General features: G+C 40.0%; 24 protein-coding genes and 1 pseudogene. 18 read left to right on the plus strand and 7 right to left on the minus strand.

What is annotated here, in order from left to right; translation table 11 throughout:
* The first annotated feature begins 590 nt into the window (after window positions 1–590).
* The 6 genes from cysS to ACFPQ3_RS00895 all read left to right on the plus strand — a co-directional run bounded on the left by cysS (window position 591) and on the right by ACFPQ3_RS00895 (window position 5,229).
* The gene (cysS, locus tag ACFPQ3_RS00870; RefSeq protein WP_332307256.1) at window positions 591–1,937 is read left to right on the plus strand and encodes a cysteine--tRNA ligase; all 1,347 of its coding nucleotides are present in this window, start codon (window positions 591–593) and stop codon (window positions 1,935–1,937) included.
* Window positions 1,930–2,331, plus strand: a complete 402-nt coding sequence (locus ACFPQ3_RS00875; RefSeq protein ID WP_156806452.1) for a Mini-ribonuclease 3 — start codon at window positions 1,930–1,932, stop codon at window positions 2,329–2,331. The genes cysS and ACFPQ3_RS00875 overlap by 8 nt, the downstream gene beginning before the upstream one ends.
* Window positions 2,328–2,813 carry a DUF6892 domain-containing protein gene (locus tag ACFPQ3_RS00880; protein ID WP_156806451.1) on the plus strand — a complete coding sequence of 162 codons (486 nt, stop codon included), beginning with the start codon at window positions 2,328–2,330 and terminating at the stop codon, window positions 2,811–2,813. Before ACFPQ3_RS00875 ends, ACFPQ3_RS00880 begins: the two co-directional genes overlap by 4 nt.
* A gap of 86 nt (window positions 2,814–2,899) precedes the next feature.
* On the plus strand, window positions 2,900–3,691 hold the full coding sequence (locus ACFPQ3_RS00885; RefSeq protein ID WP_156806450.1) for a hypothetical protein: 792 nt from the start codon (window positions 2,900–2,902) through the stop codon (window positions 3,689–3,691).
* Window positions 3,692–3,942: 251 nt separating this feature from the next.
* Entirely contained in the window at window positions 3,943–4,689 is a 747-nt protein-coding gene (rlmB, locus tag ACFPQ3_RS00890) for a 23S rRNA (guanosine(2251)-2'-O)-methyltransferase RlmB (RefSeq protein WP_156806449.1), read from the plus strand.
* Window positions 4,690–4,710: 21 nt separating this feature from the next.
* Window positions 4,711–5,229: an NYN domain-containing protein gene (locus ACFPQ3_RS00895; RefSeq protein ID WP_156806448.1), complete on the plus strand. Its 519-nt coding sequence runs from the start codon at window positions 4,711–4,713 to the stop codon at window positions 5,227–5,229.
* Window positions 5,230–5,437: 208 nt separating this feature from the next.
* Here the strand turns inward: ACFPQ3_RS00895 and def are convergent, their stop codons facing one another.
* Window positions 5,438–6,052: a peptide deformylase gene (def, locus tag ACFPQ3_RS00900; RefSeq protein WP_156806447.1), complete on the minus strand. Its 615-nt coding sequence runs from the start codon at window positions 6,050–6,052 to the stop codon at window positions 5,438–5,440.
* A gap of 247 nt (window positions 6,053–6,299) precedes the next feature.
* Here def and ACFPQ3_RS00905 point away from each other — a divergent pair, with 247 nt between their 5' ends.
* The 4 genes from ACFPQ3_RS00905 (at window position 6,300) to ACFPQ3_RS00920 (ending at window position 10,031) form a co-directional block, all read left to right on the plus strand.
* Complete coding sequence (locus ACFPQ3_RS00905; RefSeq protein WP_156806446.1) at window positions 6,300–7,631, plus strand: nucleobase:cation symporter-2 family protein; 1,332 nt, start codon at window positions 6,300–6,302, stop codon at window positions 7,629–7,631.
* Between the two features lie 518 nt (window positions 7,632–8,149).
* Window positions 8,150–8,419: a 30S ribosomal protein S15 gene (gene rpsO / locus ACFPQ3_RS00910; protein ID WP_018164109.1), complete on the plus strand. Its 270-nt coding sequence runs from the start codon at window positions 8,150–8,152 to the stop codon at window positions 8,417–8,419.
* A gap of 512 nt (window positions 8,420–8,931) precedes the next feature.
* Window positions 8,932–9,510, plus strand: a complete 579-nt coding sequence (gene rpoE / locus ACFPQ3_RS00915) for a DNA-directed RNA polymerase subunit delta (RefSeq protein WP_156806445.1) — start codon at window positions 8,932–8,934, stop codon at window positions 9,508–9,510.
* A gap of 107 nt (window positions 9,511–9,617) precedes the next feature.
* Window positions 9,618–10,031 (plus strand): organic hydroperoxide resistance protein, encoded by a 414-nt coding sequence (locus ACFPQ3_RS00920; RefSeq protein ID WP_156806444.1) that lies wholly within the window; start codon window positions 9,618–9,620, stop codon window positions 10,029–10,031.
* A gap of 179 nt (window positions 10,032–10,210) precedes the next feature.
* On the opposite strand, the pseudogene ACFPQ3_RS00925 reads toward ACFPQ3_RS00920, so the two are convergent.
* Window positions 10,211–11,163: pseudogene (locus ACFPQ3_RS00925) on the minus strand (IS30 family transposase).
* A 206-nt stretch (window positions 11,164–11,369) separates the two neighbouring features.
* Between ACFPQ3_RS00925 and gltX the strand changes: the two are divergent.
* Window positions 11,370–12,824, plus strand: a complete 1,455-nt coding sequence (gene gltX, locus ACFPQ3_RS00930; protein WP_156806443.1) for a glutamate--tRNA ligase — start codon at window positions 11,370–11,372, stop codon at window positions 12,822–12,824.
* A gap of 76 nt (window positions 12,825–12,900) precedes the next feature.
* On the plus strand, window positions 12,901–14,442 hold the full coding sequence (locus ACFPQ3_RS00935) for a class I adenylate-forming enzyme family protein (protein WP_156806442.1): 1,542 nt from the start codon (window positions 12,901–12,903) through the stop codon (window positions 14,440–14,442).
* A 115-nt stretch (window positions 14,443–14,557) separates the two neighbouring features.
* Here ACFPQ3_RS00935 and ACFPQ3_RS00940 read toward each other — a convergent pair whose 3' ends face one another.
* The 5 genes from ACFPQ3_RS00940 to tgt form a co-directional block, all read right to left on the minus strand.
* Window positions 14,558–15,100: a biotin transporter BioY gene (locus tag ACFPQ3_RS00940; RefSeq protein WP_156806441.1), complete on the minus strand. Its 543-nt coding sequence runs from the start codon at window positions 15,098–15,100 to the stop codon at window positions 14,558–14,560.
* Window positions 15,101–15,104: 4 nt separating this feature from the next.
* Complete coding sequence (locus ACFPQ3_RS00945; RefSeq protein ID WP_156806440.1) at window positions 15,105–15,410, minus strand: CHY zinc finger protein; 306 nt, start codon at window positions 15,408–15,410, stop codon at window positions 15,105–15,107.
* Window positions 15,411–15,518: 108 nt separating this feature from the next.
* Window positions 15,519–16,145, minus strand: coding sequence for a uridine kinase family protein (locus tag ACFPQ3_RS00950; RefSeq protein ID WP_156806439.1), 627 nt, complete (start codon window positions 16,143–16,145; stop codon window positions 15,519–15,521).
* A 9-nt stretch (window positions 16,146–16,154) separates the two neighbouring features.
* Complete coding sequence (locus tag ACFPQ3_RS00955; RefSeq protein WP_156806438.1) at window positions 16,155–16,631, minus strand: NUDIX hydrolase; 477 nt, start codon at window positions 16,629–16,631, stop codon at window positions 16,155–16,157.
* Between the two features lie 69 nt (window positions 16,632–16,700).
* A complete protein-coding gene (gene tgt / locus ACFPQ3_RS00960; RefSeq protein WP_156806437.1) occupies window positions 16,701–17,843 on the minus strand; it encodes a tRNA guanosine(34) transglycosylase Tgt in 1,143 nt (380 codons plus the stop codon).
* Between the two features lie 187 nt (window positions 17,844–18,030).
* On the opposite strand from tgt, the gene ACFPQ3_RS00965 reads away from it, so the two are divergent.
* The 6 genes from ACFPQ3_RS00965 (at window position 18,031) to glnA (ending at window position 22,608) form a co-directional block, all read left to right on the plus strand.
* Window positions 18,031–19,227: a phosphoglycerate kinase gene (locus ACFPQ3_RS00965; RefSeq protein WP_156806436.1), complete on the plus strand. Its 1,197-nt coding sequence runs from the start codon at window positions 18,031–18,033 to the stop codon at window positions 19,225–19,227.
* Between the two features lie 467 nt (window positions 19,228–19,694).
* Window positions 19,695–19,856: a hypothetical protein gene (locus tag ACFPQ3_RS00970; RefSeq protein ID WP_156806435.1), complete on the plus strand. Its 162-nt coding sequence runs from the start codon at window positions 19,695–19,697 to the stop codon at window positions 19,854–19,856.
* 35 nt (window positions 19,857–19,891) lie between these two features.
* Window positions 19,892–20,209 (plus strand): hypothetical protein, encoded by a 318-nt coding sequence (locus ACFPQ3_RS00975; RefSeq protein ID WP_156806434.1) that lies wholly within the window; start codon window positions 19,892–19,894, stop codon window positions 20,207–20,209.
* Between the two features lie 44 nt (window positions 20,210–20,253).
* On the plus strand, window positions 20,254–20,772 hold the full coding sequence (locus tag ACFPQ3_RS00980) for an FUSC family protein (protein WP_156806433.1): 519 nt from the start codon (window positions 20,254–20,256) through the stop codon (window positions 20,770–20,772).
* Between the two features lie 86 nt (window positions 20,773–20,858).
* On the plus strand, window positions 20,859–21,227 hold the full coding sequence (locus ACFPQ3_RS00985; protein ID WP_156806432.1) for a MerR family transcriptional regulator: 369 nt from the start codon (window positions 20,859–20,861) through the stop codon (window positions 21,225–21,227).
* A gap of 34 nt (window positions 21,228–21,261) precedes the next feature.
* Window positions 21,262–22,608: a type I glutamate--ammonia ligase gene (gene glnA, locus ACFPQ3_RS00990; protein ID WP_156806431.1), complete on the plus strand. Its 1,347-nt coding sequence runs from the start codon at window positions 21,262–21,264 to the stop codon at window positions 22,606–22,608.
* Window positions 22,609–22,749 lie beyond the last annotated feature (141 nt).

Below are 22,749 nucleotides of genomic sequence, written 5' to 3' on the forward strand. Positions count from 1 at the left end.
TGTAGGTCATTTATGTTAGTCCCTTTCAGACAAATGTGGTAGTTTATCTGAGACTAACATAGATGGCTTTTTCTGTCTAGCTTAATTTTACAAATTGGGAATCTAAAAAAACTATTCAATTTGGGTGTGTTAAAGATGATCGAATGTACTGCTTTGGAGGATTCCTATATAAGATTGCGATACTAGGTGATTGGCTAATTATTCGGGTTCTACAAGGAGAACGCTATGTACGCACAGGCAGCTATAAAACCGAATACCTTACTCTGTAACGGTGCATACGGCATCGTTATGAGGAATGTGCAAAAATGCACCTGTGCGGGTGCATCGTTAAGGGGTAGAAATTCCGCTTCATTATGTTGTATCAAATTAGACACGGCAACAGAGGTTACCTTAGGTACGGACGGCATACCTATTTAGATGAATTGTACTTGCCACATCAGATTGTGGGAGCTTTATAACATCATTAATGATCTATCTACTCATTGTATGGGTAGTTCATTTATTATTAGGAAAGAATCACCCTCGTATTTTTGTGTGAGGGTCTCTTTGTGGTATAATGAAAGCATTAGATAAACGAAGAGAGTATGAGTATGACGATTAAGATTTACGATACCATGACCCGTAGTTTACGTGAGTTTGTCCCCTTGGAAGAGGGCAAGGTTAAGATGTATGTCTGCGGTCCAACGGTTTACAATTACATTCACGTAGGAAATGGGCGGAGCGCTGTAGCTTTTGATACCATCCGTCGTTATTTGGAGTATAGAGGTTTTGACGTGACTTATGTGTCTAACTTCACCGATGTGGATGACAAGATTATCCATGGCGCAGCTAGAGAAGGTCTTACGACTAAGGATTTTTCAGACAAGTACATTGCGGCTTTTATGGAAGATACGGCTGCGCTGGGTATCAAACCTGCTACTAAAAATCCTCGTGTCATTGACTATATGGACGAGATTATTGCTTTTGTGGCTGACCTTGTGGAAAAAGGCTTCGCTTACGAGTCAGAAGGAGATGTCTATTTCCGTGTGGAAAAATCAGCTGATTATGCTAAGTTAGCCAATAAAACTCTAGCCGATTTGGTCTTGGGAGCCAGTGGACGTACAGATGAGGAAACCGATCGCAAGGAAAGCCCTGTGGATTTTGCCCTCTGGAAATCTGCTAAGGCAGGCGAAGTGTCTTGGGAGAGTCCTTGGGGAGCCGGTCGTCCAGGCTGGCATATTGAATGTTCGGTTATGGCAACTGAAATTTTAGGCGATACCATAGATATTCATGGTGGTGGAGCCGACCTTGAGTTTCCACACCATACGAATGAAATTGCTCAGTCAGAGGCCAAAACTGGCCACAAATTCGTCAACTACTGGATGCACAATGGCTTTGTCAATGTGGATAATGAAAAAATGTCCAAATCTCTTGGTAACTTCATTACGATTCATGATGCTTTGAAAACTGTTGATGGGCAGGTCTTGCGTTTCTTCCTTGCTATACAGCAATACCGCAAACCAATTAACTTTACTGAAAAAGCCATTCATGATGTGCAAGCTAATTTGAAGTATTTAAAAAATACCTACGAACAGCCTTTCACAGGTCAAGTAAACGCAGACGAATTAGTTGATTTTGTCGCTAAATTTACGGATGCTATGGACGAAGATTTCAACACCGCAAATGGGATTACTGTCGTCTTTGAAATGGCGAAATGGATTAACTCAGGGAACTATGATAAAAGCGTCAAGGCTGAATTAACAAAAATGTTAGAGGTCTTTGGGATTGTCTTTAAAGAAGAAGTCTTGGATACAGATATTGAGCGCTTGATTGAGGAACGCCAAGCAGCGCGTGCTAATCGTGATTTTGCCACAGCGGACCGCATCCGTGATGAATTGGCAACACAAGGAATTAAACTCCTTGACACCAAAGACGGAGTGAGGTGGACACGTGACTAATCTGGATGTCAATTTGATCAATGGCATAGCGCTCGCATTTGAAGGCGATGCGGTGTATTCCTTGTACGTTCGCCGTCACTTGATTTTCCAAGGTCAGACCAAGCCCAATCAACTGCACCGCCTAGCGACAAAATATGTGTCGGCCAAGGCACAGGCAAGCCTCATCACGGCTATGCGGGAAGCGCAGCTATTGACTGAAAAAGAAGAAGAAATCTACAAGCGTGGGCGTAATGCTTCAACCCACACTAAGGCAAAAAATACGGATGTCATTACCTATAAGATGTCCACAGGATTTGAAGCAGTTCTAGGCTATCTACACATGACTGAGCAAATTGAACGCCTAGAAGAACTGATTAACTGGTGTATTGAGGTGGTTGAAGAGGAGGGAAGATGATTTCATTTTTCAAAAATATGTTGGGAGGTCAAGAAGATTATCTTGAATTTGATAACTTTAATTTTAAATTAATGATTATCCAAGAGCTCATGTATGAACAGGAAGTTCTGACACCGAAGTTTGATGTCTACGAATATGCTAAGCAAGTTCCTGTTGATTTCGAAGCGACCTACGATGTTGTGGCACCAGAAGTTAAGGACTATTTTGAAGCTTTCAAAATTCCCAAACGACTAGCAAAATATGTTAAAAAGCTCTATTTAGATGGCGGTAATGACATTTATTTGCAGCTAATGCCCTATGGCGATGGTGAGGGAGATGAATTTGATGTTGTGGTTGTCTCTGAAAGAGAACTAAATCAGTTTAAGAAGTTGACTGTCATTGATGCTCAGTCAGTGAATTATTTTTCACCAAAAGCTACGGCTTATTTACGCAGTCAAGGCATTACAGTAACAGAATATCAACATGAAGTAAAAAAGAATTGAAATTTTCAATTCTTTTTTTGCTTTCTTACGAATAATAAGATAAGGGGGCGAAATCGTCCGATTGTTATATTGCGAGGAGAAAATCTATGTCATACAAACGTTTATCAGCTAAAGTGCTTTTAGGAATTGCCTTGTTTGGGCTATGTGGACAACAATGTGCTCAAGCAGAAGATATTGTGACTGAAGTTGGACAGAATATTGAGGCGCCGTATGGTTTAGCTATTGCTGTTAGTAACACCCTACGTTCTGAACAACCCATTGTGGATGTTGTTGTCAATTTGCCTCAAAAATTTGATACAGCTAAGGTTGTCACTGTTGAGTTACGTAATTTGGTCGGGGAGGTGATGAATACCTTGGATTACACGGTACCTAAAGGGGAACGTCGTTTTACTTGTTGGTTTGGTTTGGAAGGTTTAAAAGAGGATAGTTACCATGTAACGGTTAGTCTTCCAGATGGACCAGTAACGCATTCAGGTTATTCAAAAGGAGTTACATACACACCAACGACTCTGCCTAATGCAAGCTCGACAAAAACCTCAGCTCCGCAGTTGCCTTCAGAAAATGCCAGTCAGAATACGTCCAAGTCAGCAACCGCTACATCTCTCCAAACACAACAACCGTCAATTAGGCAAGGAGAGTTATCTAACAATCAAGATGTGACGACTGTAGCTTCAGAATCAAATCTGTCTAAGACGGATGAGGCCTCTAGTCAATCTGTTAAACAGGCCTCAGCTTCACAAAAAACAGGAATCAATCTCGCAGATCGAATGCCTGAGTCATCAGAAGAGAAAGGTTTTTCTAAAATAGTTTTAGGTACTCTGTTTGTTACTGGTATCGGATTTGTGAGCACTTTAGTCTACTTCATAAAAAAACGTTGATTGTATATAGTGATAGGTTTAATTACAGTCGTATGATTTCTTTTCAAAGAAAAGCGTAGCTGAATGATAGTGTAGAAGGATAGAAGTTAATGTAAAGAGATGTTTTGACTTTAGAGTTGAAATGTCTTTTTGACTGTTTAGACAATTCTATTGATATGTAAGGAAACAAAGCGATAACAGTCAGTATTATTTGGATAGGAAATTCAAATAAACCCCTGCACGTGTGCTATAATTCATGCTATAATGAAGACATGAAAGAAAAGAAACAACAAGAATTAACAGATATCGTTTATGGCGTTCACGCTGTCACTGAAAGTTTACAAGCAAATACTGGTAACAAACTCTACATCCAAGATGACCTTCGTGGCAAAAATGTGGATAATATTAAAACGCTAGCTACTGAAAAAAAAGTGTCTATTTCTTGGACACCTAAAAAGACCTTGAATGAGATGACCAATAATGGCATTCACCAAGGTTTTGTACTACGAGTAGCAGAGTTTTCGTATGCAGAATTATCTACGATTATGGAAAAAGCAGAGCAGGAAGAAAATCCCCTCATTCTGATTTTGGATGGATTGACAGATCCGCATAATTTGGGGTCAATCTTGCGAACAGCTGACGCTACAAAAGTAGCAGGTGTCATTATCCCTAAACACCGTGCGGTTGGTGTTACTCCAGTTGTTGCCAAAACTTCAACAGGGGCTGTCGAATATGTACCGATTGCGCGTGTGACCAATCTCAGTCAGACCTTGGACAAACTAAAAGCGGCTGGTTTTTGGATTTTTGGAACAGACATGGACGGAACGCCATCTCATAAATGGAACACCTTAGGTAAGCTCGCCCTCATCATTGGCAATGAAGGCAAAGGTATTTCTGCTAATATCAAAAAACAAGTGGATGAGATGATTACTATTCCCATGGATGGGCATGTACAGAGCTTAAATGCGAGCGTCGCAGCAGCCATTCTTATGTATGAGGTGTTTAGAAATAAACAATAGGGGCAACAGAGGAGGCAATCCATGAAAAAGAAACTTATGCTAGTTGATGGTTATAATATGATTGCCTTCTGGCAAGAGACTAAGCAGGCATTTAAAACTAATCAATTAGACGAAGCACGAAACATTTTGTTGCGTAAACTCAATAACTACGCTAATTTTGAACAAATTGAGATCACCTGTGTGTTTGATGCCCAATATGTTCCTGGCAATCGTCAACGCTATGATCAGTATAAAGTAGAAGTCATTTTTACTGAAGAAAATGAGACTGCGGATGATTACATTGAACGCATGGCAGCAGAATTAAACACTGCCTTGAACCTTGTTGAAGTAGCGACTAGTGACCTCAATGAACAGTGGACCATTTTTGCGCAAGGATGTTTACGTGTTTCTGCTCGTGAATTAGAACAACGGGTTAACACGGTTAAATCAGATTTGGACAAACTGTCTGCACAAATTGACTTGAAAAAACCTCGATTATCAGCGATTGCAGATGACCAGATGACGCAGTTGAAAGACTTGTTGCATTCATTAGGTGATTAGGACATAGTGACCTTGACTTTGCAAGCAGCATTGCAGTTATTAGGCTAGCTATCAAAAATAAAAGACGATATGTCAAAAGAGGCTGGGAAAAGTCTTAAAATAGTAAATGGCTTAGGATCAACGTCTTCAAAAACGTTGATCCTAAACCACTTTTTTTATTCACATTTCAACAGAAAGGCTGAAATCTGAGTTTCCCCAGCCTTTTTGTTTATTTTAAGATAATCACGCCGTCTTCGATTTTAAAAGGTTCAGCAATGTTGATGCGGTCGTAGAACATAACACCGTTGAGGTGGTCAATTTCGTGCTGAACAACGATGGCATTGTAACCTTTGAACTTGACTTTGTGTTTTTCACCATTTTTATCAAAATATTCGACAGTGATACGGGCGTGACGAGGGACGTAACCTTCAATAACGCGATCAACAGATAGGCAGCCTTCCCCATCGGCCAGCGCAGCTTGTTGGATAGAGTGGGCCACGATTTTAGGGTTGTACATAATGGCTTGTAAACTGTAAGCTTCAGTCGGAGGGTTTCCTTCTTCGTCTTCTGGATTTGGGACGAGACAAGCAATAATGCGTTTTGACACATCTAATTGCGGAGCGGCCAAACCAACCCCTCCACGGAGTCCCATTTTTTCAGCCATCACAGGGTCTTGGGAGTTTTTCAAAAATTGCATCATTTTTTCCCCAAGAATGATATCATTATCACTCAATGGCAAAGTAACTTCAGAAGCTTTTTCACGAAGAGTCGGATGTCCTTCGCGAATAATATCATCCATGTTAATCAAGTGACTAGCTTTGATTAATTTATCTTGTGCAGTCATAATAAAATACCTAGAGCCTGTTATTTTTTCGTGTTGACTAGAAAAGATTGAAAGAATAACTGATTTAGGCTCATAATCCTTTCCGTTCTAACAATTTCTTAATAATTCTATCACAAAAAAAGATATAATAAAAGCAAAGACAGATAGACGAACGATTGATGGATTTTAAACAAAAAAGTTCATAAATATTGCGGATATTTCCTTATTTTGTTATACTGTAATTTGAAAAATAACGAAAAGGTGTATTATGTCTAAAGATAAAGTTCTTATTGATCACGGACACGTGGAAGAAAAGCATGATGACATGCTCTATAAAATCGAAGATCATCCACCGCTTGGTGTGTCGGTGGTTCTAGCGCTCCAGCACATTTTAGCAGCTTTTGCAGGGATTATTGCAGTGCCACTTGTTGTAGCTGGTGCGATTGGACTATCAGTGGAAGATACGGCTGTCATGGTTTCTGCGACCATTTTTGTAGCAGGCTTGACTACCATTTTGCAGTCTCGTGGTTTGGGAGCTATTGGGTCTCGTGTGTCAGGAATGATGGGGACTGACTTTACTTTTGCGAATCCTGCTATTAGCGTTGGTGCTAAGTTTGGGATTGCAGGGATTGTTGGTGCGACTATTGCAGGTTCTTTGGTGGAAATTGTACTGAGTCGCTTTGTTAAGCCTCTGATGAAATTTTTCCCACCGTTGATTACAGGAACAGTAGTTTCTCTTATAGGTATTACCTTACTACCAGTCAGTATGGACTGGGCAGCTGGTGGTTCTGGTTCGGCAGACTATAGTTCTGTTGAGAATGTAGGCATTGCTTTTGCTGTCATGGTATTCACCCTTGCTCTCAACCACTATGGAAAAGGGATGTGGTCAACAGCTTCTGTTTTTATCGGTATGCTTTTTGGCTACGTGCTCTGTATCGCTCTTGGGAAAGTGGATTTATCAGCCGTTGTGGACGCGTCTTGGTTTGCCATTCCAAATGTTCTTCGCTATGGTGTAACATTTGATTTTTCATCAATTTTATCCTTTATTCCAGCTTATGTCGTTTCATTAATTGGTACGGTTGGTATCATGATGGCTATCGGTGAGGCATCGAACGAGAAAATCTCAAGTGAGCGTGCTGCAAATGGCGTTCTTGCTGATGGTGTGGGATCTTTTATTGCGGGTATCTTTGGTGCAGGACCAAACACTGCCTTCTCGCAAAATGTTGGCTTGATTACCTTGACAAAGGTTGCTAGTCGTCATGTCATGATTATTGCGGGGGTTATTCTTGCCATCCTTGGAGTCTTTCCTAAACTATCTGCTCTGATTTCCATCATGCCTCAGCCTGTACTTGGTGGTGTTGGGGTTATCATGTTTGGCCTCGTGGCTGCTCAAGGGATTAAGACGCTTGCTACAATCAAAATTGGTGATCGCGAACTTCTTATTATCTCAGTTGCTTTTGCTCTTGGTATCGGTGTAACCGTTCGTCCAGAACTCTTAGCCAGCCTACCAACCCCAATTCAGATGGTGCTTTCATCAGGTATCTCAACAGGGACTCTAGCAGCCTTGATTCTCAATGTTGTCTTAAAAGAAAAACATTAATGATTTTGAGGTTGGGACAAAAATATCTCAACCTTCTTTTTTGATAGCAATAACAGATTGACGCAGTGGTTGATTGGAGGTCTGCAACTGGACACTTCTTCATTTTCAAGTGTCCACCTCAAATAGTCCACTGTATTATTTGAGTACCATACAATCGTTAGCGGCCATCCTATACGAATGTGATGAACATCGTTCATCTTATTTCCAACCTCCAAAGATCTCCCAGACCTTCGGAGCTGTGCGGAGGTGGGAGTGAAAGTGCCCAGTGGACAGTTTCAGCCTGAGCTTAGAAATCAGAGAGCGAAGGGAAGTCAAGACTTCGGAATCATGACTTCTGTCCCACTCTATTTTTCTATGGGAAATAGCAGAGCTACTCTACCAGTTTTTCCAAAACTATCAGTTGACGAAGCTCAGCCATTTTGCTAAAATATAAAGGTCTATAAGACAAATAACTTCTTCTTGGTTGTAGGAATGCCAACCTGCCACTCGGATGAAGCCAAATAAAAAGGAGAACTATCATGGCAATCTCAAAAGAGAAAAAAAATGAAATCATTGCACAATATGCACGTCACGAAGGTGACACAGGTTCAGTAGAGGTTCAAGTTGCTGTCCTTACTTGGGAAATCAACCACCTTAACGACCACATCAAACAACACAAAAAAGACCACGCTACATACCGTGGCTTGATGAAAAAAATTGGTCACCGTCGTAACCTTTTGGCTTACCTTCGCCGTACAGATGTTAACCGTTACCGCGAGCTTATCGCTTCACTCGGTCTTCGTCGTTAATTTTAGGATTAAAACTTCCCCAGCGTCGTTAAGGCTTCTTGATGAACTTCAGTTCTATTATCCATCGTCACCTTGCCCAGCTGGATAAACGTTTTATCACCTAAAATCTGAGCCCCTCACTTTTGTGGGGAGTTTTTATTTTGGTTAAGTGTCGTAGGCCGTAGGTGGGTTTAAATAGGTGACTCTGCTTCAAGGGATGTCTTTTTAGGTTCTCGGAATAAACTTGATGACCCACTAGGATTTTAACTAGCGTTCGAAAAGTATACTGCTTAAAAAGGATATTTCTTCGACATCCTAGTTTGTGCTTAACGTGCGCTAGTTGAGATGAAGTTTTATCACCTAAAATCTGACATCCTCACTTCGGTGGGGAGTTTTTACTTTTGAGAGTGTAATAGGGCGTATTGATTGTTTCTATAAAAATTCTTTGACGAATAGGAATTTTTAGCGTAAAATAGTAAAGAATATTAAATTAGGGATAGACTGTGCTTTGTCTCTTAAAAAGGAGAATACCTTTGGAATTAGATGTATTTGCTGGACAAGAAAAAAGTGAATTGTCAATGATTGAAGTGGCGCGTGCTATTTTAGAAACACGTGGTCGCGGAGACGAGATGTATTTCAATGACTTGGTTAATGCCATTCAAAATTATTTAGAAAAATCAGATGCTGCTATTCGTGAAGCTTTGCCATTTTTTTACTCAGACCTAAATACTGATGGTAGCTTTATTCCGCTTGGTGAAAACAAATGGGGCCTTCGTTCATGGTACGCCATTGATGAAATCGATGAAGAAATCATTAGTCTTGAAGAAGATGATGAAGATGCACCAAAACGCAAGAGAAAACGTGTTAATGCCTTTATGGATGGTGATGAAGATGCCATTGACTACTCTGATGATGATCCAGAAGATGAAGATTATCGTACTAATCACGAAAGTCTTGAGTATGACGAGGATAACCCAGATGATGAAAAATCAGAAGTGGATTCTTATGACTCAGAATTGAATGAAATCATCCCGGATGAAGATTTGGATGAGGATGTTAACATCAATGAAGAAGATGATGACTATTCTGAAGATGAAGAAGTAGAAGAATAATTTTGTTGCAAGCTAGAGGAAACTCTGGCTTTTTCGATCTTTTTGGTTGAAGAGTTCAGGAGAAAGTAGTATAGTGAGATCACCTATCAAATAGAAAGAGGTTGAAAATGAAAAAGATTTATTCAGCTAAAATGATTAACACTGGTGGACGTACAGGAGAAGTTCATTCTCCAGATAATAGCTTTCAGTTACAGATTGTTCAACCAGGACAACGTGTAGAAGGTGCGACTAATCCAGAACAATTGTTTGCAGCTGGTTATAGTGCTTGCTTCAACAGTGCTCTTAGCTATGTTCTATCTAGTCATGGCGTAACAGCTGAAGCAACAATTACAGCAACAGTATCGCTCTTTAACCTTAGCGTCAGCAATGTTCCAGACGTCCAACTTGGTGTTGAACTTGAAGGACACATTGAAGGTGTTAGTTTAGAAGATGCGCAAGCCTATCTTGAAGAAGCGCATCAAGTTTGTCCATACTCACGAGCTACCAAAGGAAATATTGAAGTGACTGTTAAAGCGGTCTAATAACTGATGATAAGCATTATGTAACAGAACGACATTCTGGTGATAGATTAATGATATAAAGGGATGTGTCTAATTTCTAAAAATCAGACAGTTTACCATGATTGCTAGTCACTAGTAGGATCTAACCTCAGTTGGTATGACTGAGGTTTTTCTGTGTTTCGGCAAATTTCAAGTTCAAGTTAGCCACTCTGTAAAAACTCTTTAGGAGATTTATAATGGAATAGTTTCTTTGGATAGTTGTTAATCTAGTTTTCAATAAATGCGACTTGTTGTTGAGTCGCATTTTTGCTTCCCTTAGGCAACCAACGCCGGATGAGTCTATTATGATTCTCATCAGTTCCACGCTCCCAAGAAGAATACGGGTGGGCATAGTAGATATGAGCAGGGTCAAAAACTTCTGCTAAACGACTGAACTCATCCCCGTTATCAGCTGTGATAGAGTTCATTTGATAATCCCTAAGGATTGCTTTCAGAGCTTGATTGACTGAAGACGCGGACTTATCGGGAAAGAGTCGAATGATTTGATAACGACTCTTTCGATCGGTTAGAGTCAACAGACACTCGTTTTTTGCCCGTGTTTGAATAACCGTATCACTTTCAAAATCACCGATATTCTCACGCTTATTAATGCTTTCTGGTCGTTCCTCAATAGACTTTCCAGCTGGCTTAAAATTGGGACTAGCATGCTTTTTCTTAGCTTTCTCTTGTCGAGGATAAAGCATATCAGCCTTGGTCAATCCTAAGTGGCCATGATGAATCCAGTAGTAAATAGTGGAGATGGGAACAGGTATCCCTTTTGACTTTACCATCATCTCGGGAGAGTATTTCTGTTCGATGTAGTGAGTTATCTTTTCTTTGAGTCCCTTGGTTAGGGAGAACTGTTTAACAGAACGTTTACGATTGTTTTGATAGGCTTTTTGAGCGAAGTCAGCTGAGTAGATCACTTCAAATTTTCCTTTACGCACTTGTTGTCTAACCTAACCACGTTTGACTTCGTTGTGAATGGTTTGAGGAGCTTTAGCCAATCTCCTAGCAATTTCACGATTTGAGAGCCCTTCTTGAAGCCAACGTTCAATCATTCTACGTTCAGTTAGTGTCAAATGTTTACTTTTGGTGTATAATAGTTTTGCATCTCAGAGTCTTTCTAATTGTTGTTGTGGTGACTACAATTATATCTCTCTGAGATGTTTTTTGATACCCTTAGGTGGCTAACTTCATTTTAGAACTTTTCTTTTCTGTGTTTCTCTGTTTCAAATGCGTTTTCTATATAAAATAGTTCACTCAAAGTGTCGGAATGTGCTATAATATTAAGGATTGAAAACTATACAGGAGAAAACAATGTCTAACGAAATTCGTGTACGTTATGCACCAAGTCCAACTGGACTACTGCACATCGGGAATGCCCGTACGGCCCTTTTTAATTACCTCTATGCTCGTCACCACGGCGGGACTTTCATCATCCGTATTGAAGACACAGACCGTAAGCGTCATGTGGAAGACGGCGAACGCTCGCAGCTTGAAAACCTACGTTGGTTAGGGATTGATTGGGACGAGAGTCCAGAAACGCATGGAAACTATCGTCAGTCAGAACGTTTGGAGCTTTATCAAAAATATATTGACCAACTTTTAGCAGAAGGAAAAGCCTACAAATCTTATGTGACGGAAGAAGAATTAGCAGCTGAGCGTGAGCGTCAAGAAGCAGTAGGGGAAACACCGCGTTACATCAATGAATACCTTGGAATGTCTGAAGAAGAAAAAGCAGCCTATATCGAAGAACGTGAGGCAGCAGGTGTGGTTCCAACAGTTCGTTTGGCTGTCAATGAAGCTGGTATCTATAAATGGAATGACATGGTCAAAGGTGACATTACCTTTGAAGGTGGAAATATCGGTGGTGACTGGGTTATCCAGAAAAAAGATGGTTACCCAACTTATAACTTTGCCGTGGTGATTGATGACCATGACATGCGTATTTCACACGTTATCCGTGGTGATGACCATATTGCTAACACGCCAAAACAATTGATGGTGTACGAAGCACTTGGTTGGGAAGCGCCAGAATTTGGTCATATGACTCTCATCATCAATTCTGAGACAGGTAAAAAACTCTCAAAACGCGACACCAATACTCTTCAATTTATTGAAGATTACCGTAAAAAAGGTTACTTGCCAGAAGCAGTCTTCAACTTCGTTGCCCTTCTTGGTTGGAACCCAGGCGGTGAAGATGAGATTTTCTCTCGTGAACAATTGATAGAGCTTTTTGATGAAAATCGTCTGTCTAAATCACCAGCAGCCTTCGACCAGAAGAAATTGGACTGGATGAGCAATGATTACCTTAAAAATGCTGATTTTGAGACTGTATTTGAACTTTGCAAACCATTCTTGGAAGCAGCAGGTCGCTTGACAGACAAGGCTGAAAAATTAGTTGAACTTTACAAACCACAGTTGAAATCAGCGGATGAAATCGTTAACTTGACAGATCTCTTCTTCGCTGATTTCCCAGAATTAACTGAGGCAGAAAAAGAAGTGATGGCAGGTGAAACAGTTCCAACAGTCCTTGAAGCCTTTAAAGCTAAATTAGAAGCTCTATCTGATGAGGAATTTGTGACAGAAAACATCTTCCCACAAATTAAGGCTGTCCAAAAAGAAACAGGTATCAAAGGGAAAAACCTCTTCATGCCAATCCGTGTTGCGGTTTCGGGAGAAATGCATGGCCCAGAATTACCAGATACGATTTTCTTGCTTGGTCGTGACAAAGCGATTAAACATTTGGATAACATGCTAAACAGCTTATAATCTTAATAGCTCACCTAGCAAACTGGGTGAGTTTTTGCTATAATTGTGAAAAAAAGTATAAAGAAAGTGTACTCTAATGACAGAATTATTTCCTTATCGTTCCATGAATTTGTATCAAAATTACTTTGAAGCGAGTCAGGCTTATCCTCATTGTGAGATTATTTTTGATCAACCTGCAATAGCTTTTCCTGAATTGGGGACAGAGACGACTTATCGGGCTAGCCATAATGCTATCGTTAGGCGTGCGAAACAGCTGGCGCACCTTGGAATAAAAAAATCAGATAAGGTGATTATTTTTAAAGGCCAGGGCTTTGACACTTATATGTTGGCTGTTGCAGTCACTTATCTTGGTGCGGTTCCGGTTATGGTGTCTTATCATTTTAATAGCCCAGTCATTTCAGTCTTTGCGGATCGCCTAGAAAATCCTTTTATCATTTTTGATGATGTGACGGCAGCTGTTGTGACTGATGTTGAAAACATTTCTAATCATCATAAGATTTCGATTGCAAAATTGTTGGAAGCTGATGCTCTTGAAGTATCTTTTAGTCCGCTTTCAGATGATCAGATTGCTTACATCACACATACTTCAGGGACGACTGGAATTCCTAAATTGATTTGTCACTCGGCAAATACTATGGGGTGGCGTACTAAATATCAAAAAACAATCCTAAATCATATGCCAGAACGCCGTATTGTAGGATTCCATATCTCACCAGTGCATTCACGTTTTAATATCGGAATGTCCTCTTTGATGATTATGGGCTTCCCGCTTCTTACTTTGGCAAATGCTGACCGAGAAACGGTTGAACGTCTCTTTCTCAAGTACCAGCCCCAAGCTGTTGAAACTCACCCAAATCATTTTGTACAGTGGGCAACAATCGCGCGTGAACACCCAGCAGTTTTTGCAAAGACAAATTATTATCATTCAACCTTTGATGCCATTAACAACGCGACCATGTTGGCTTTTCTAGAAGCATCTGACAATGCGCAAGCCATTTTCCTTCAAATCTACGGTCAAAGTGAGTGTGGACCAATGATCTTAAAACCTCATACAAGAGAAAGCTTGAAACATTCAAATGCCCGTGATATGGGTGTTGGCTTGGGAGAATTGACCAAAGCGCGCATTACTGATGACAAGGGAAATCCTTTGCCGGTTGGTCATTCTGGGCACATCCAACTCTTTTCAAGAGGACGTGCGCTGACCTATTTCAAAGAAGACCAGCGTTTCCAAGATAATGTTTATGGAGGCTGGTGGGATAGTGGCGACTATGGTTGTATGGATGAAGATGGACACCTTTTCCTAAAGGATAGACAGGTTGACCTTATTGATCAAATCGATAGTAACCTCGCACTTGAAGATATGTTATTGGATAAACTGACTTTCTTAGCAGAGGTTGTACTGGTTCGTGATCAACATGGTAAACCTCAGCCTTTTATTGCTTTGGAAAAAGGCAGAGCAATGGATATGGACGCTTGGTGGCAGGCAGTATCAGAACTTCCGTTCTTGAATGCTCCGATTCTTCTTGATTATGACGAGCTACCACGTACGGCAACCATGAAAATTCAACGATTACAATTAGAAAAAGACTTAAAAGAAGGAAAATACCAACTTAGTTAATAGTAAAAAGGCACTCGGTTAACAAACCGGTGCCTTTAATGATTATATCGTTGAATGCATTAGTTGCAACTACGGCAAGTTGAAAGCAGTGATGTCTTACAACGAATTCAAGTGGCTATAAATTGCTATTTTTGACAACAGGGCTGTATTTCACAGCAACAAGCGTTGCGACAATTGCTTTTAGAGTGTCTCCTGGGATGAAGGCTAGGTTTGCCCAGAGTGCGGCATCTAGTGCCATTTCAGTCATATGCGCCAGCCAGATTGCTCCCAAAACATCGACGAATAAAACCCCACCAAGCCAAATAATAACAAATGTTAGAATGGGATTCTTATTAGGAAGTTTTGCCAATCCAGCTCCGATTAAAAGTGGGACACCAATCCAAGAGATGACATAACCTGCTGTTGGTCCCATAAGAACTGGAATAGTATTGCTACCGCCAGAGAAAGCAGGAATAATCGTTCCCAAGAGGAGGAATAGCAGGACAGCGATAGTACCACGCTTGGCGCCTAATAGAACTCCTGCTAACATAATAGCAAGGTTTTGTAGAACAATAGGTACAGGGATGAACCCTAGTGGAATACCAGGGATATTGCCCAGAATGATGATTAGAGTAGCCATCATTGCGATGTAAACTAAATCTCTTGTTTTGGTTGACATAAAACTAAACTCCTTTAAAATAAATAGAATAATGTGCTTTACAATTTGGATTAAAAGGATGATGACAGTTGGGGCAACTACCAGTTTGATAGCCTATAAAATCTAAATAAGTCATACAGTTACCGCACAGAATTGGCTTACCACTAGTGACATCGGAAGCTTGAAAACGATGATTTTCCAAACTATCATGACAATGATAACAAGCATAGTAATGTTGACAAGTAGCGCACTTTAATGCCACTACATCACAGGATGTATGGTAATGATGACAACGTCCAGCTGAATCTAAATCAAGTCCTTTAATCTCCATAAGTCATAGTTTAAAGGTTTTTCTCTTTTGTGTCAACCTAAAATTAAATAACGGTTAACAAAAAACAAAAAGAAAACCTCTGCAAAGATGATGCATGCAGAGGGAGGGTTAGTTTTTGAATGTAGTTATTATTTGGTTGTTAATTTGCGAAATGATAATATCCGCGGAGTCTTCATAAGATTTGTAATATGTTTCATACTGTTGCCGCCTTGCGAGATGTGTTTGTAAGACAAAGTCAGCGTGTCGGCCACGGACTTTGGTGTCACGCTCGAGACGACGGTTTAATTCAGTCTCTTCGTCTGTTACCAATGCGATGCTCAGGTCAAAAAGTGCCTCATTTAAAAAGCCGGCAGACATTCCCTCGATAATGAGGATAGGCTTACTTCCTTTAAGAATACGGCTAGGCGTCCAAGGCTCATCAATGGTTAAGATGTCCATTCCCATTTGTAAGGCTGTGATGTCTCTTTTTAGGCTATTAAGCTCGTGAGATACAGGCATGCTAGCAGTCACTTTTTGATTGGGAAAGTCCTTTGAAGAAACCAGTTGCCTGAGTTCTCCGTTGATAATATAGGGATCTGTTTCAAGAAGATTTACTTTATCGCTAGGCAGTATCTCCAGCAATTCTTTAGCAAAAGTGGACTTACCTGCTCCGCCATGTCCAAAAATACGGACAGTGTGTCTTTGGCCATCAGAAAGGTAGTTATGGAGATAATCTAGTAGTTCTATTTTGGTCATAAGTACCTCCTAATTTCCTAGTTGGAAGGTTTGGGCAAAATACTCATCCAAAATCAGTTGGTGTTGGGCATTAACGATAGTGATCTGTTTGGTTTCTTCTTGGGTAAAAAAGCGGAGCTCTAAGGTTTCTTGATTTGAAAAATTAGTAATATTGTAAGGTTGTGTTGCTTCGACCTCATAAGCTATACCAACCGTTTGAGCGATATCACCGTTAGGATAGGAATCTTCAAAATTCGTATAGACATTGAGTAGGCGTTTGGGAATAATAGAAATGCCAGATTCCTCTTTAAATTCCCTAATTAAAGTATCGACGGAACTTTCACCTAGCTCCATACAGCCACCAAGAAGTCCCCAAGTTCCCTTGTCCCCACGCTTTTGGAGAAGAATTTTTCCCTCTTCATTGGTTAAAATACCAACTGCAAAGGTTAGAAAAATGTAATCATGCCCAACTTTTGAACGGATGTATGAAATATAGTCTTGAGTCATAGGTGTCTCCCTTTAGTGATAATTGTAAAAAGACGTTTGAGACAATTAATGCTCAAACGTTAGTTGTTTTTAGAAATTACGCTTAGAACGGTTATAACCGTATTTTTCCATGAAATCTTGGCGGAATTCAAGAAGGTTATCGTCCACGATAGCTTGACGTACCTTTTTCATCAAATTAACTAAGAAGTAAAGGTTGTGGTAACTTGTCAAACGGATACCGAATGTTTCGTCAGCTTTCAACAAGTGACGGATATAAGCGCGCGTGTAGTTTTTGCAGGTGTAGCAATCGCACTCGGGATCTAGTGGCGTAAAGTCTTCTGCAAATTGAGCGTTTTTGATAACAAGACGTCCAAATGATGTCATGCAAGTACCGTTGCGGGCAATACGTGTTGGTAATACACAGTCAAACATATCAACCCCACGGATAACGCCATCGATAAGACTATCTGGTGCACCAACCCCCATCAAATAACGTGGTTTATTTTCAGGAAGTAGTGGTGTGGTGAAGTCAAGAACAGCGTTCATTTCGTCGTGGGTTTCGCCAACAGCAAGTCCACCAATAGAGTAACCTGGGAAGTCCATGCTGACAAGGTCGGCAGCGGACTGGCGGCGAAGGTCTTCAAATCCTGCTCCTTGAACGATACCAAATAAGCCTTGTTCATGTGGACGACGGTGTGCTTTAAGACCGCGTTCAGCCCAGCGACTGGTACGCTCAATTGAATTTTTGACGTAGTCGTAAGGTTGGTAGAATTGAGGGCACTCGTCAAAACTCATCATGATATCAGAACCAAGGTTGTTTTGAATAGAGATAGCTTTCTCAGGAGAAAGGAACATTTTTGAGCCGTTTAGATGGTTTTTAAAGGTTACCCCTTCTTCAGTAATGTTTCGGCTATCAGCAAGTGAATAGACTTGGAAACCACCACTATCTGTTAGGATGGCTTGGTCCCAGTTCATAAATTTGTGTAATCCGCCAGCTTGGGCAATCAATTCATCCCCTGGGCGCAGCCAAAGGTGATAGGTATTTGAAAGGATAATCCCAGAACCCATTTCTTTCAATTCCTCGGGGCTCTGCGTTTTAACCGTAGCTTGTGTACCAACAGGCATAAACATTGGTGTAGGGAAGGTACCGTGTGGGGTGATAATTTCACCGAGTCTAGCACCGGTATGTTTTTCCGTCTTAATGAGACGGTATTTAATAGGGTAATCTGTCATTTTTTCCTCGCTTTCAAGAAATACAGTCTTGTGCAATTTAGTGCTTATCTATTCTACCAAAAAGACAGGGGTTTGTCAGTTGTTATCAGAAGAAATGAAAAAGCGAGAAACTGTGGCAGAATGTTAGCCGTTTAAAATGTTTTGTGATATAATAAACAAGTAAACAAAAAAATTAAGGAGCTTACTAATGGCTAAATTGACTGTTAAAGACGTGGAACTTAAAGGTAAAAAAGTTCTTGTCCGTGTTGACTTTAATGTGCCTTTGAAAGATGGCGTTATCACAAATGATAACCGTATCTCTGCGGCACTTCCAACAATCAAATACATCATCGAACAAGGTGGTCGTGCAATCCTCTTCTCACACCTTGGACGTGTGAAAGAAGAAGCTGATAAAGCTGGTAAATCACTTGCACCAGTAGCTGCTGATTTGGCTACTAAACTTGGTCAAGAGGTTGTTTTCCCAGGGGCTACTCGTGGTGCTGAATTGGAAGCAGCTATCAACGCTCTTGAAGATGGACAAGTTCTTTTAGTTGAAAACACTCGTTTTGAAGATGTTGACGGCAAAAAAGAATCTAAAAATGACGAAGAGCTTGGTAAATACTGGGCATCACTTGGAGATGGTATCTTCGTAAACGACGCATTTGGTACAGCTCACCGTGCGCACGCATCAAACGTTGGTATCTCAGCAAACGTTGAAAAAGCAGTTGCTGGTTTCCTTCTTGAAAACGAAATTGCTTACATCCAAGAAGCTGTTGAAACTCCAGAGCGTCCATTCGTGGCTATCCTTGGTGGTTCAAAAGTTTCAGATAAAATCGGTGTTATCGAAAACCTCCTTGAAAAAGCTGATAAAGTCCTTATCGGTGGCGGTATGACTTACACTTTCTACAAAGCACAAGGTATCGAAATCGGTAACTCACTTGTTGAAGAAGACAAATTGGATGTTGCGAAAGCACTTCTTGAAAAAGCAAATGGTAAACTTGTCTTGCCAGTTGACTCGAAAGAAGCTGACTCATTTGCAGGTTACACAACTGTTCGCGATACTGAAGGTGAAGCTGTTTCTGAAGGCTTCCTTGGTCTTGACATCGGTCCAAAATCTATCGCTAAATTTGACGAAGCATTGACTGGTGCGAAAACAGTTGTATGGAACGGTCCTATGGGTGTCTTTGAAAACCCAGACTTCCAAGCTGGTACAATCGGTGTGATGGATGCTATCGTTAAACAACCAGGCGTGAAATCAATCATCGGTGGTGGTGACTCAGCAGCTGCTGCTATCAACCTTGGCCGTGCAGACAAATTCTCATGGATCTCAACTGGTGGTGGCGCAAGTATGGAGTTATTAGAAGGTAAAGTATTACCAGGTTTGGCTGCACTTACAGAAAAATAAGTTTTTAAGGCTAGAAACTAGAGAGTCTGGGATAAAAAGATTTTTAGTTTAGAAAATTTATACCAATAAATCTAATATTCTAATAAACTGTATATAAAAACGAACAAAGATACTCTTTAAATATATAAGAGATAATTTTTGTTCGTTTTTTGTTTTATTTTCCAGAATTTTGTCTCAAACTCTTTGCCTCTTTGTCAACTGTAGTGGGTGACTTTTTTTCTATACATTGTGTAAAGTTTCTATGAAGTACCACGAGTCAGAAAATCTAGCGATATAAAGAGTTCGCTCTGGATTTATAGTGCTTTCTAGGATATAATTTTTATTAGAAAAGGTGGATTTATGCGGAGGTGGACGACAAAACCGAAATCGCCTTTTTTGATAGGTTACTGATTTTCCCCGCTCTAAAAGGTGGTAATATTGTACGCTATAATTACATTAGTAGACGACAAGGTTTTTGAGAAAATCAAATGATTTGGAAAGCGTTAGGTGATAGAGGGTTCTCGCAGTATGCTTACGAAGTGACTGATAGTGACCTTCATATCATTTTGGCATCTTTTGATGATGTTGATATAAGTGAAATTATCGAATTATTTAAAGTTTTTTATCTGATAGTCGGACTTTATCTTTAGTTTTTAATCATTTATCGGCTTTTCTGGGCACGTGTATGGTGACCTTGAATCCAGTTAAGACATTAGAGTTAGCAGAGTTCTATCAAGACTTACATGATTTGTTAAAAGAAGTAGTCTCTGACAAATCCTTGTATAATACTAAAAATTGGGCTCCTCGCCTTACTTTGGTTAATCGTATTTGGGAAGAGTTATTTTCAGAAACTTTTCAGTATTGCTTAGAAACATTTAAATCAATTTCAGGGAAAATAACTGCTATAACGTTAATCAGAATAGAAAAAATCACCAGGTTAAAACCTTGTTTGACTATTATTTTGTCAATTAAAACTGCTGCTAAAAAGGTTGGTTGTTTTTAAGGTATTTCTTCCAAAAAAATGCTTATTCATGTTAGAATAATCTTATGTGGAAAAATTATCAGTTTGACCCTAAAAAATTTCGTTTAGGGATGAGAACGTTAAAAACAGGGATTGCAGTTTTTTTTGTTATTTTACTTTTTCAATTTTTAGGTTGGGAAGGGACAAATATCGCAGCCTTAACTGCAGTTTTTAGCTTGCGTGAAGATTTTGGTCAGAGTCTGTATTTTGGAAGTTCGCGCATTTTGGGTAATACGATTGGTGGTCTTTATGCTGTCGGGTTCTTCATTTTATCTCAAATGCTACAAGGACAAGCGTGGGTTGCTTTGGCTTTTGTTCCGATTTGTACCATGCTGACGATTATGACCAATGTGGCAATGAATAATAAATCAGGAATTATTGGTGGTGTATCTGCGCTTCTAATCATTACCTTATCAGTCCCATCTGGTGGACCAATTCAGTATGCTGTTGTTAGGGTATTTGAAACTTTTATTGGTGTCTTTATAGCTATTTTAGTTAATGCAGATGTTGATAAAATACGAACTTTGATCAAAAAAGACAAATAATTTCAACACATGTTATAAAATGTGACATAGAAACTTGACAAGGTTTTTTTTAAGCCCTATAATGTAAGAGTAATAGGAGTGTTTTCGTGAAAGAAAAAGAACTAAGGCGAACATTGGCGGTTTTCCCTATCGGTACCGTTATGAAACTGACGGATTTAACAGCTAGACAGATTCGTTATTATGAAGACCAAGGGTTAATTTTACCTGAACGTAATGAAGGGAATCGACGAATGTATTCCTTGAATGATATGGATCGTCTTTTGGAGATTAAAGATTTTTTATCAGAAGGTCTTAATATGGCTGCAATTAAACGTGAATATGAAGCTAGAAAAATAAAAAACCAGCAGAAAAAAACACTGTCAGACGCAGATGTTCGACGACTTTTACATGATGAACTTCGCAATCAAGCGGGATTTGGAGCTCCTAGTACACAACTAGGCGGTATGCGTCTATAACGCATCAGGATTTATATATTTATGGAGAATTCAAATGGCAATCACAGCAGCTGACATCCGTCGTGAAGTCAAAGAGAAAAATGTTACTTTCCTTCGCTTGATGTTTTCAGACATTCTTGGAGTGATGAAAAACGTCGAAATTCCTGCAACTGAGGAGCAGTTGGAAAAGGTTCTATCAAATAAAGTGATGTTTGATGGTTCGTCAATTGAAGGGTTTGTTCGCATTAATGAATCGGATATGTACCTTTATCCTGATTTAGATACTTGGATGGTTTTTCCCTGGGGGGATGAAAATGGAGCTGTTGCTGGCTTGATTTGTGATATCTATACAGCGGAAGGCAAACCATTTGCTGGTGATCCTCGGGGCAATCTTAAAAAAGCTTTGCGACATATGGAAGAAGTTGGTTACAAATCCTTTAATCTTGGACCTGAGCCAGAATTTTTCCTTTTTAAATTAGATGAAAAAGGAAATCCGACTCTTGAGGTGAATGATAAGGGAGGTTACTTCGATTTAGCTCCAACTGATCTTGCAGACAATACACGTCGTGAAATCGTGAATGTCTTGACAGAAATGGGATTTGAAGTAGAAGCAAGTCATCACGAAGTAGCGGTTGGTCAGCATGAGATTGATTTTAAATATGCGGAGGTTCTTAAGGCATGTGACAACATTCAAATTTTTAAATTAGTTGTTAAAACCATTGCGCGCAAACATGGTCTATATGCTACTTTTATGGCGAAACCTAAATATGGAATTGCGGGTTCTGGTATGCACTGTAACATGTCTCTATTTAATGACAAGGGAGAGAATGCATTCTTTGATTCGGAAGATCCACGCGGTATGCAACTATCAGAAGATGCTTACTATTTCCTTGGTGGTTTGATGAAGCATGCTTATAATTACACTGCCATTATCAACCCTACAGTGAATTCATATAAACGTTTGGTTCCAGGCTTTGAAGCGCCAGTTTACATTGCATGGGCTGGTCGTAACCGTTCGCCGCTGATTCGTGTTCCGGCTTCGCGGGGCATGGGAACGCGTTTGGAACTTCGTTCGGTTGATCCAATGGCGAATCCCTATCTTGCCCTTGCGGTTCTCTTAGAGGCAGGACTTGATGGTATTGAAAATAAAATTGAAGCACCAGCTCCGATTGAAACGAATATTTATGCGATGTCTGCTGAAGAGCGCAGAGAAGCAGGTATTATTGATTTACCTTCGACGTTACACAACGCACTTAAAGCTTTACAGGAAGATGACGTTGTGAGAGCAGCTCTTGGTGATCATATTTACTACAACTTCCTTGAGGCTAAACGTATAGAATGGGCATCATACGCAACATTTGTTTCACAATGGGAAATCGATAATTATCTTGATATTTATTAAAAACAATAGAGATTGGGACAAAACAGCACGATGGCAGATCCCACACCCACAAAACAATGACAACCAATAGGCAAAGCCCTCGCTAAGTGCTATACTCTTAGTGAGGGCTTTGTGGTTGATAACTTAATGATAAAATCGGCT

This window comes from Streptococcus caledonicus, assembly GCF_042656225.1.
Lineage (GTDB): Bacteria > Bacillota > Bacilli > Lactobacillales > Streptococcaceae > Streptococcus > Streptococcus caledonicus.

Bases quoted from the DNA above. Each gene is read 5' to 3' on its own strand.
- ACFPQ3_RS00885 (WP_156806450.1), top strand. From the start codon at position 2,900: ATGTCATACAAACGTTTATCAGCTAAAGTGCTTTTAGGAATTGCCTTG.
- ACFPQ3_RS00895 (WP_156806448.1), top strand. From the start codon at position 4,711: ATGAAAAAGAAACTTATGCTAGTTGATGGTTATAATATGATTGCCTTC.
- gltX (WP_156806443.1), top strand. From the start codon at position 11,370: ATGTCTAACGAAATTCGTGTACGTTATGCACCAAGTCCAACTGGACTA.
- ACFPQ3_RS00945 (WP_156806440.1), bottom strand. From the start codon at position 15,410: ATGGAGATTAAAGGACTTGATTTAGATTCAGCTGGACGTTGTCATCAT.
- cysS (WP_332307256.1), top strand. From the start codon at position 591: ATGACGATTAAGATTTACGATACCATGACCCGTAGTTTACGTGAGTTT.
- ACFPQ3_RS00965 (WP_156806436.1), top strand. From the start codon at position 18,031: ATGGCTAAATTGACTGTTAAAGACGTGGAACTTAAAGGTAAAAAAGTT.
- ACFPQ3_RS00970 (WP_156806435.1), top strand. From the start codon at position 19,695: ATGATTTGGAAAGCGTTAGGTGATAGAGGGTTCTCGCAGTATGCTTAC.
- ACFPQ3_RS00975 (WP_156806434.1), top strand. From the start codon at position 19,892: ATGGTGACCTTGAATCCAGTTAAGACATTAGAGTTAGCAGAGTTCTAT.
- ACFPQ3_RS00920 (WP_156806444.1), top strand. From the start codon at position 9,618: ATGAAAAAGATTTATTCAGCTAAAATGATTAACACTGGTGGACGTACA.
- ACFPQ3_RS00935 (WP_156806442.1), top strand. From the start codon at position 12,901: ATGACAGAATTATTTCCTTATCGTTCCATGAATTTGTATCAAAATTAC.
- ACFPQ3_RS00940 (WP_156806441.1), bottom strand. From the start codon at position 15,100: ATGTCAACCAAAACAAGAGATTTAGTTTACATCGCAATGATGGCTACT.
- ACFPQ3_RS00905 (WP_156806446.1), top strand. From the start codon at position 6,300: ATGTCTAAAGATAAAGTTCTTATTGATCACGGACACGTGGAAGAAAAG.
- ACFPQ3_RS00950 (WP_156806439.1), bottom strand. From the start codon at position 16,145: ATGACCAAAATAGAACTACTAGATTATCTCCATAACTACCTTTCTGAT.
- rpsO (WP_018164109.1), top strand. From the start codon at position 8,150: ATGGCAATCTCAAAAGAGAAAAAAAATGAAATCATTGCACAATATGCA.
- tgt (WP_156806437.1), bottom strand. From the start codon at position 17,843: ATGACAGATTACCCTATTAAATACCGTCTCATTAAGACGGAAAAACAT.
- def (WP_156806447.1), bottom strand. From the start codon at position 6,052: ATGACTGCACAAGATAAATTAATCAAAGCTAGTCACTTGATTAACATG.
- glnA (WP_156806431.1), top strand. From the start codon at position 21,262: ATGGCAATCACAGCAGCTGACATCCGTCGTGAAGTCAAAGAGAAAAAT.
- ACFPQ3_RS00980 (WP_156806433.1), top strand. From the start codon at position 20,254: ATGTGGAAAAATTATCAGTTTGACCCTAAAAAATTTCGTTTAGGGATG.
- rlmB (WP_156806449.1), top strand. From the start codon at position 3,943: ATGAAAGAAAAGAAACAACAAGAATTAACAGATATCGTTTATGGCGTT.
- ACFPQ3_RS00955 (WP_156806438.1), bottom strand. From the start codon at position 16,631: ATGACTCAAGACTATATTTCATACATCCGTTCAAAAGTTGGGCATGAT.
- ACFPQ3_RS00880 (WP_156806451.1), top strand. From the start codon at position 2,328: ATGATTTCATTTTTCAAAAATATGTTGGGAGGTCAAGAAGATTATCTT.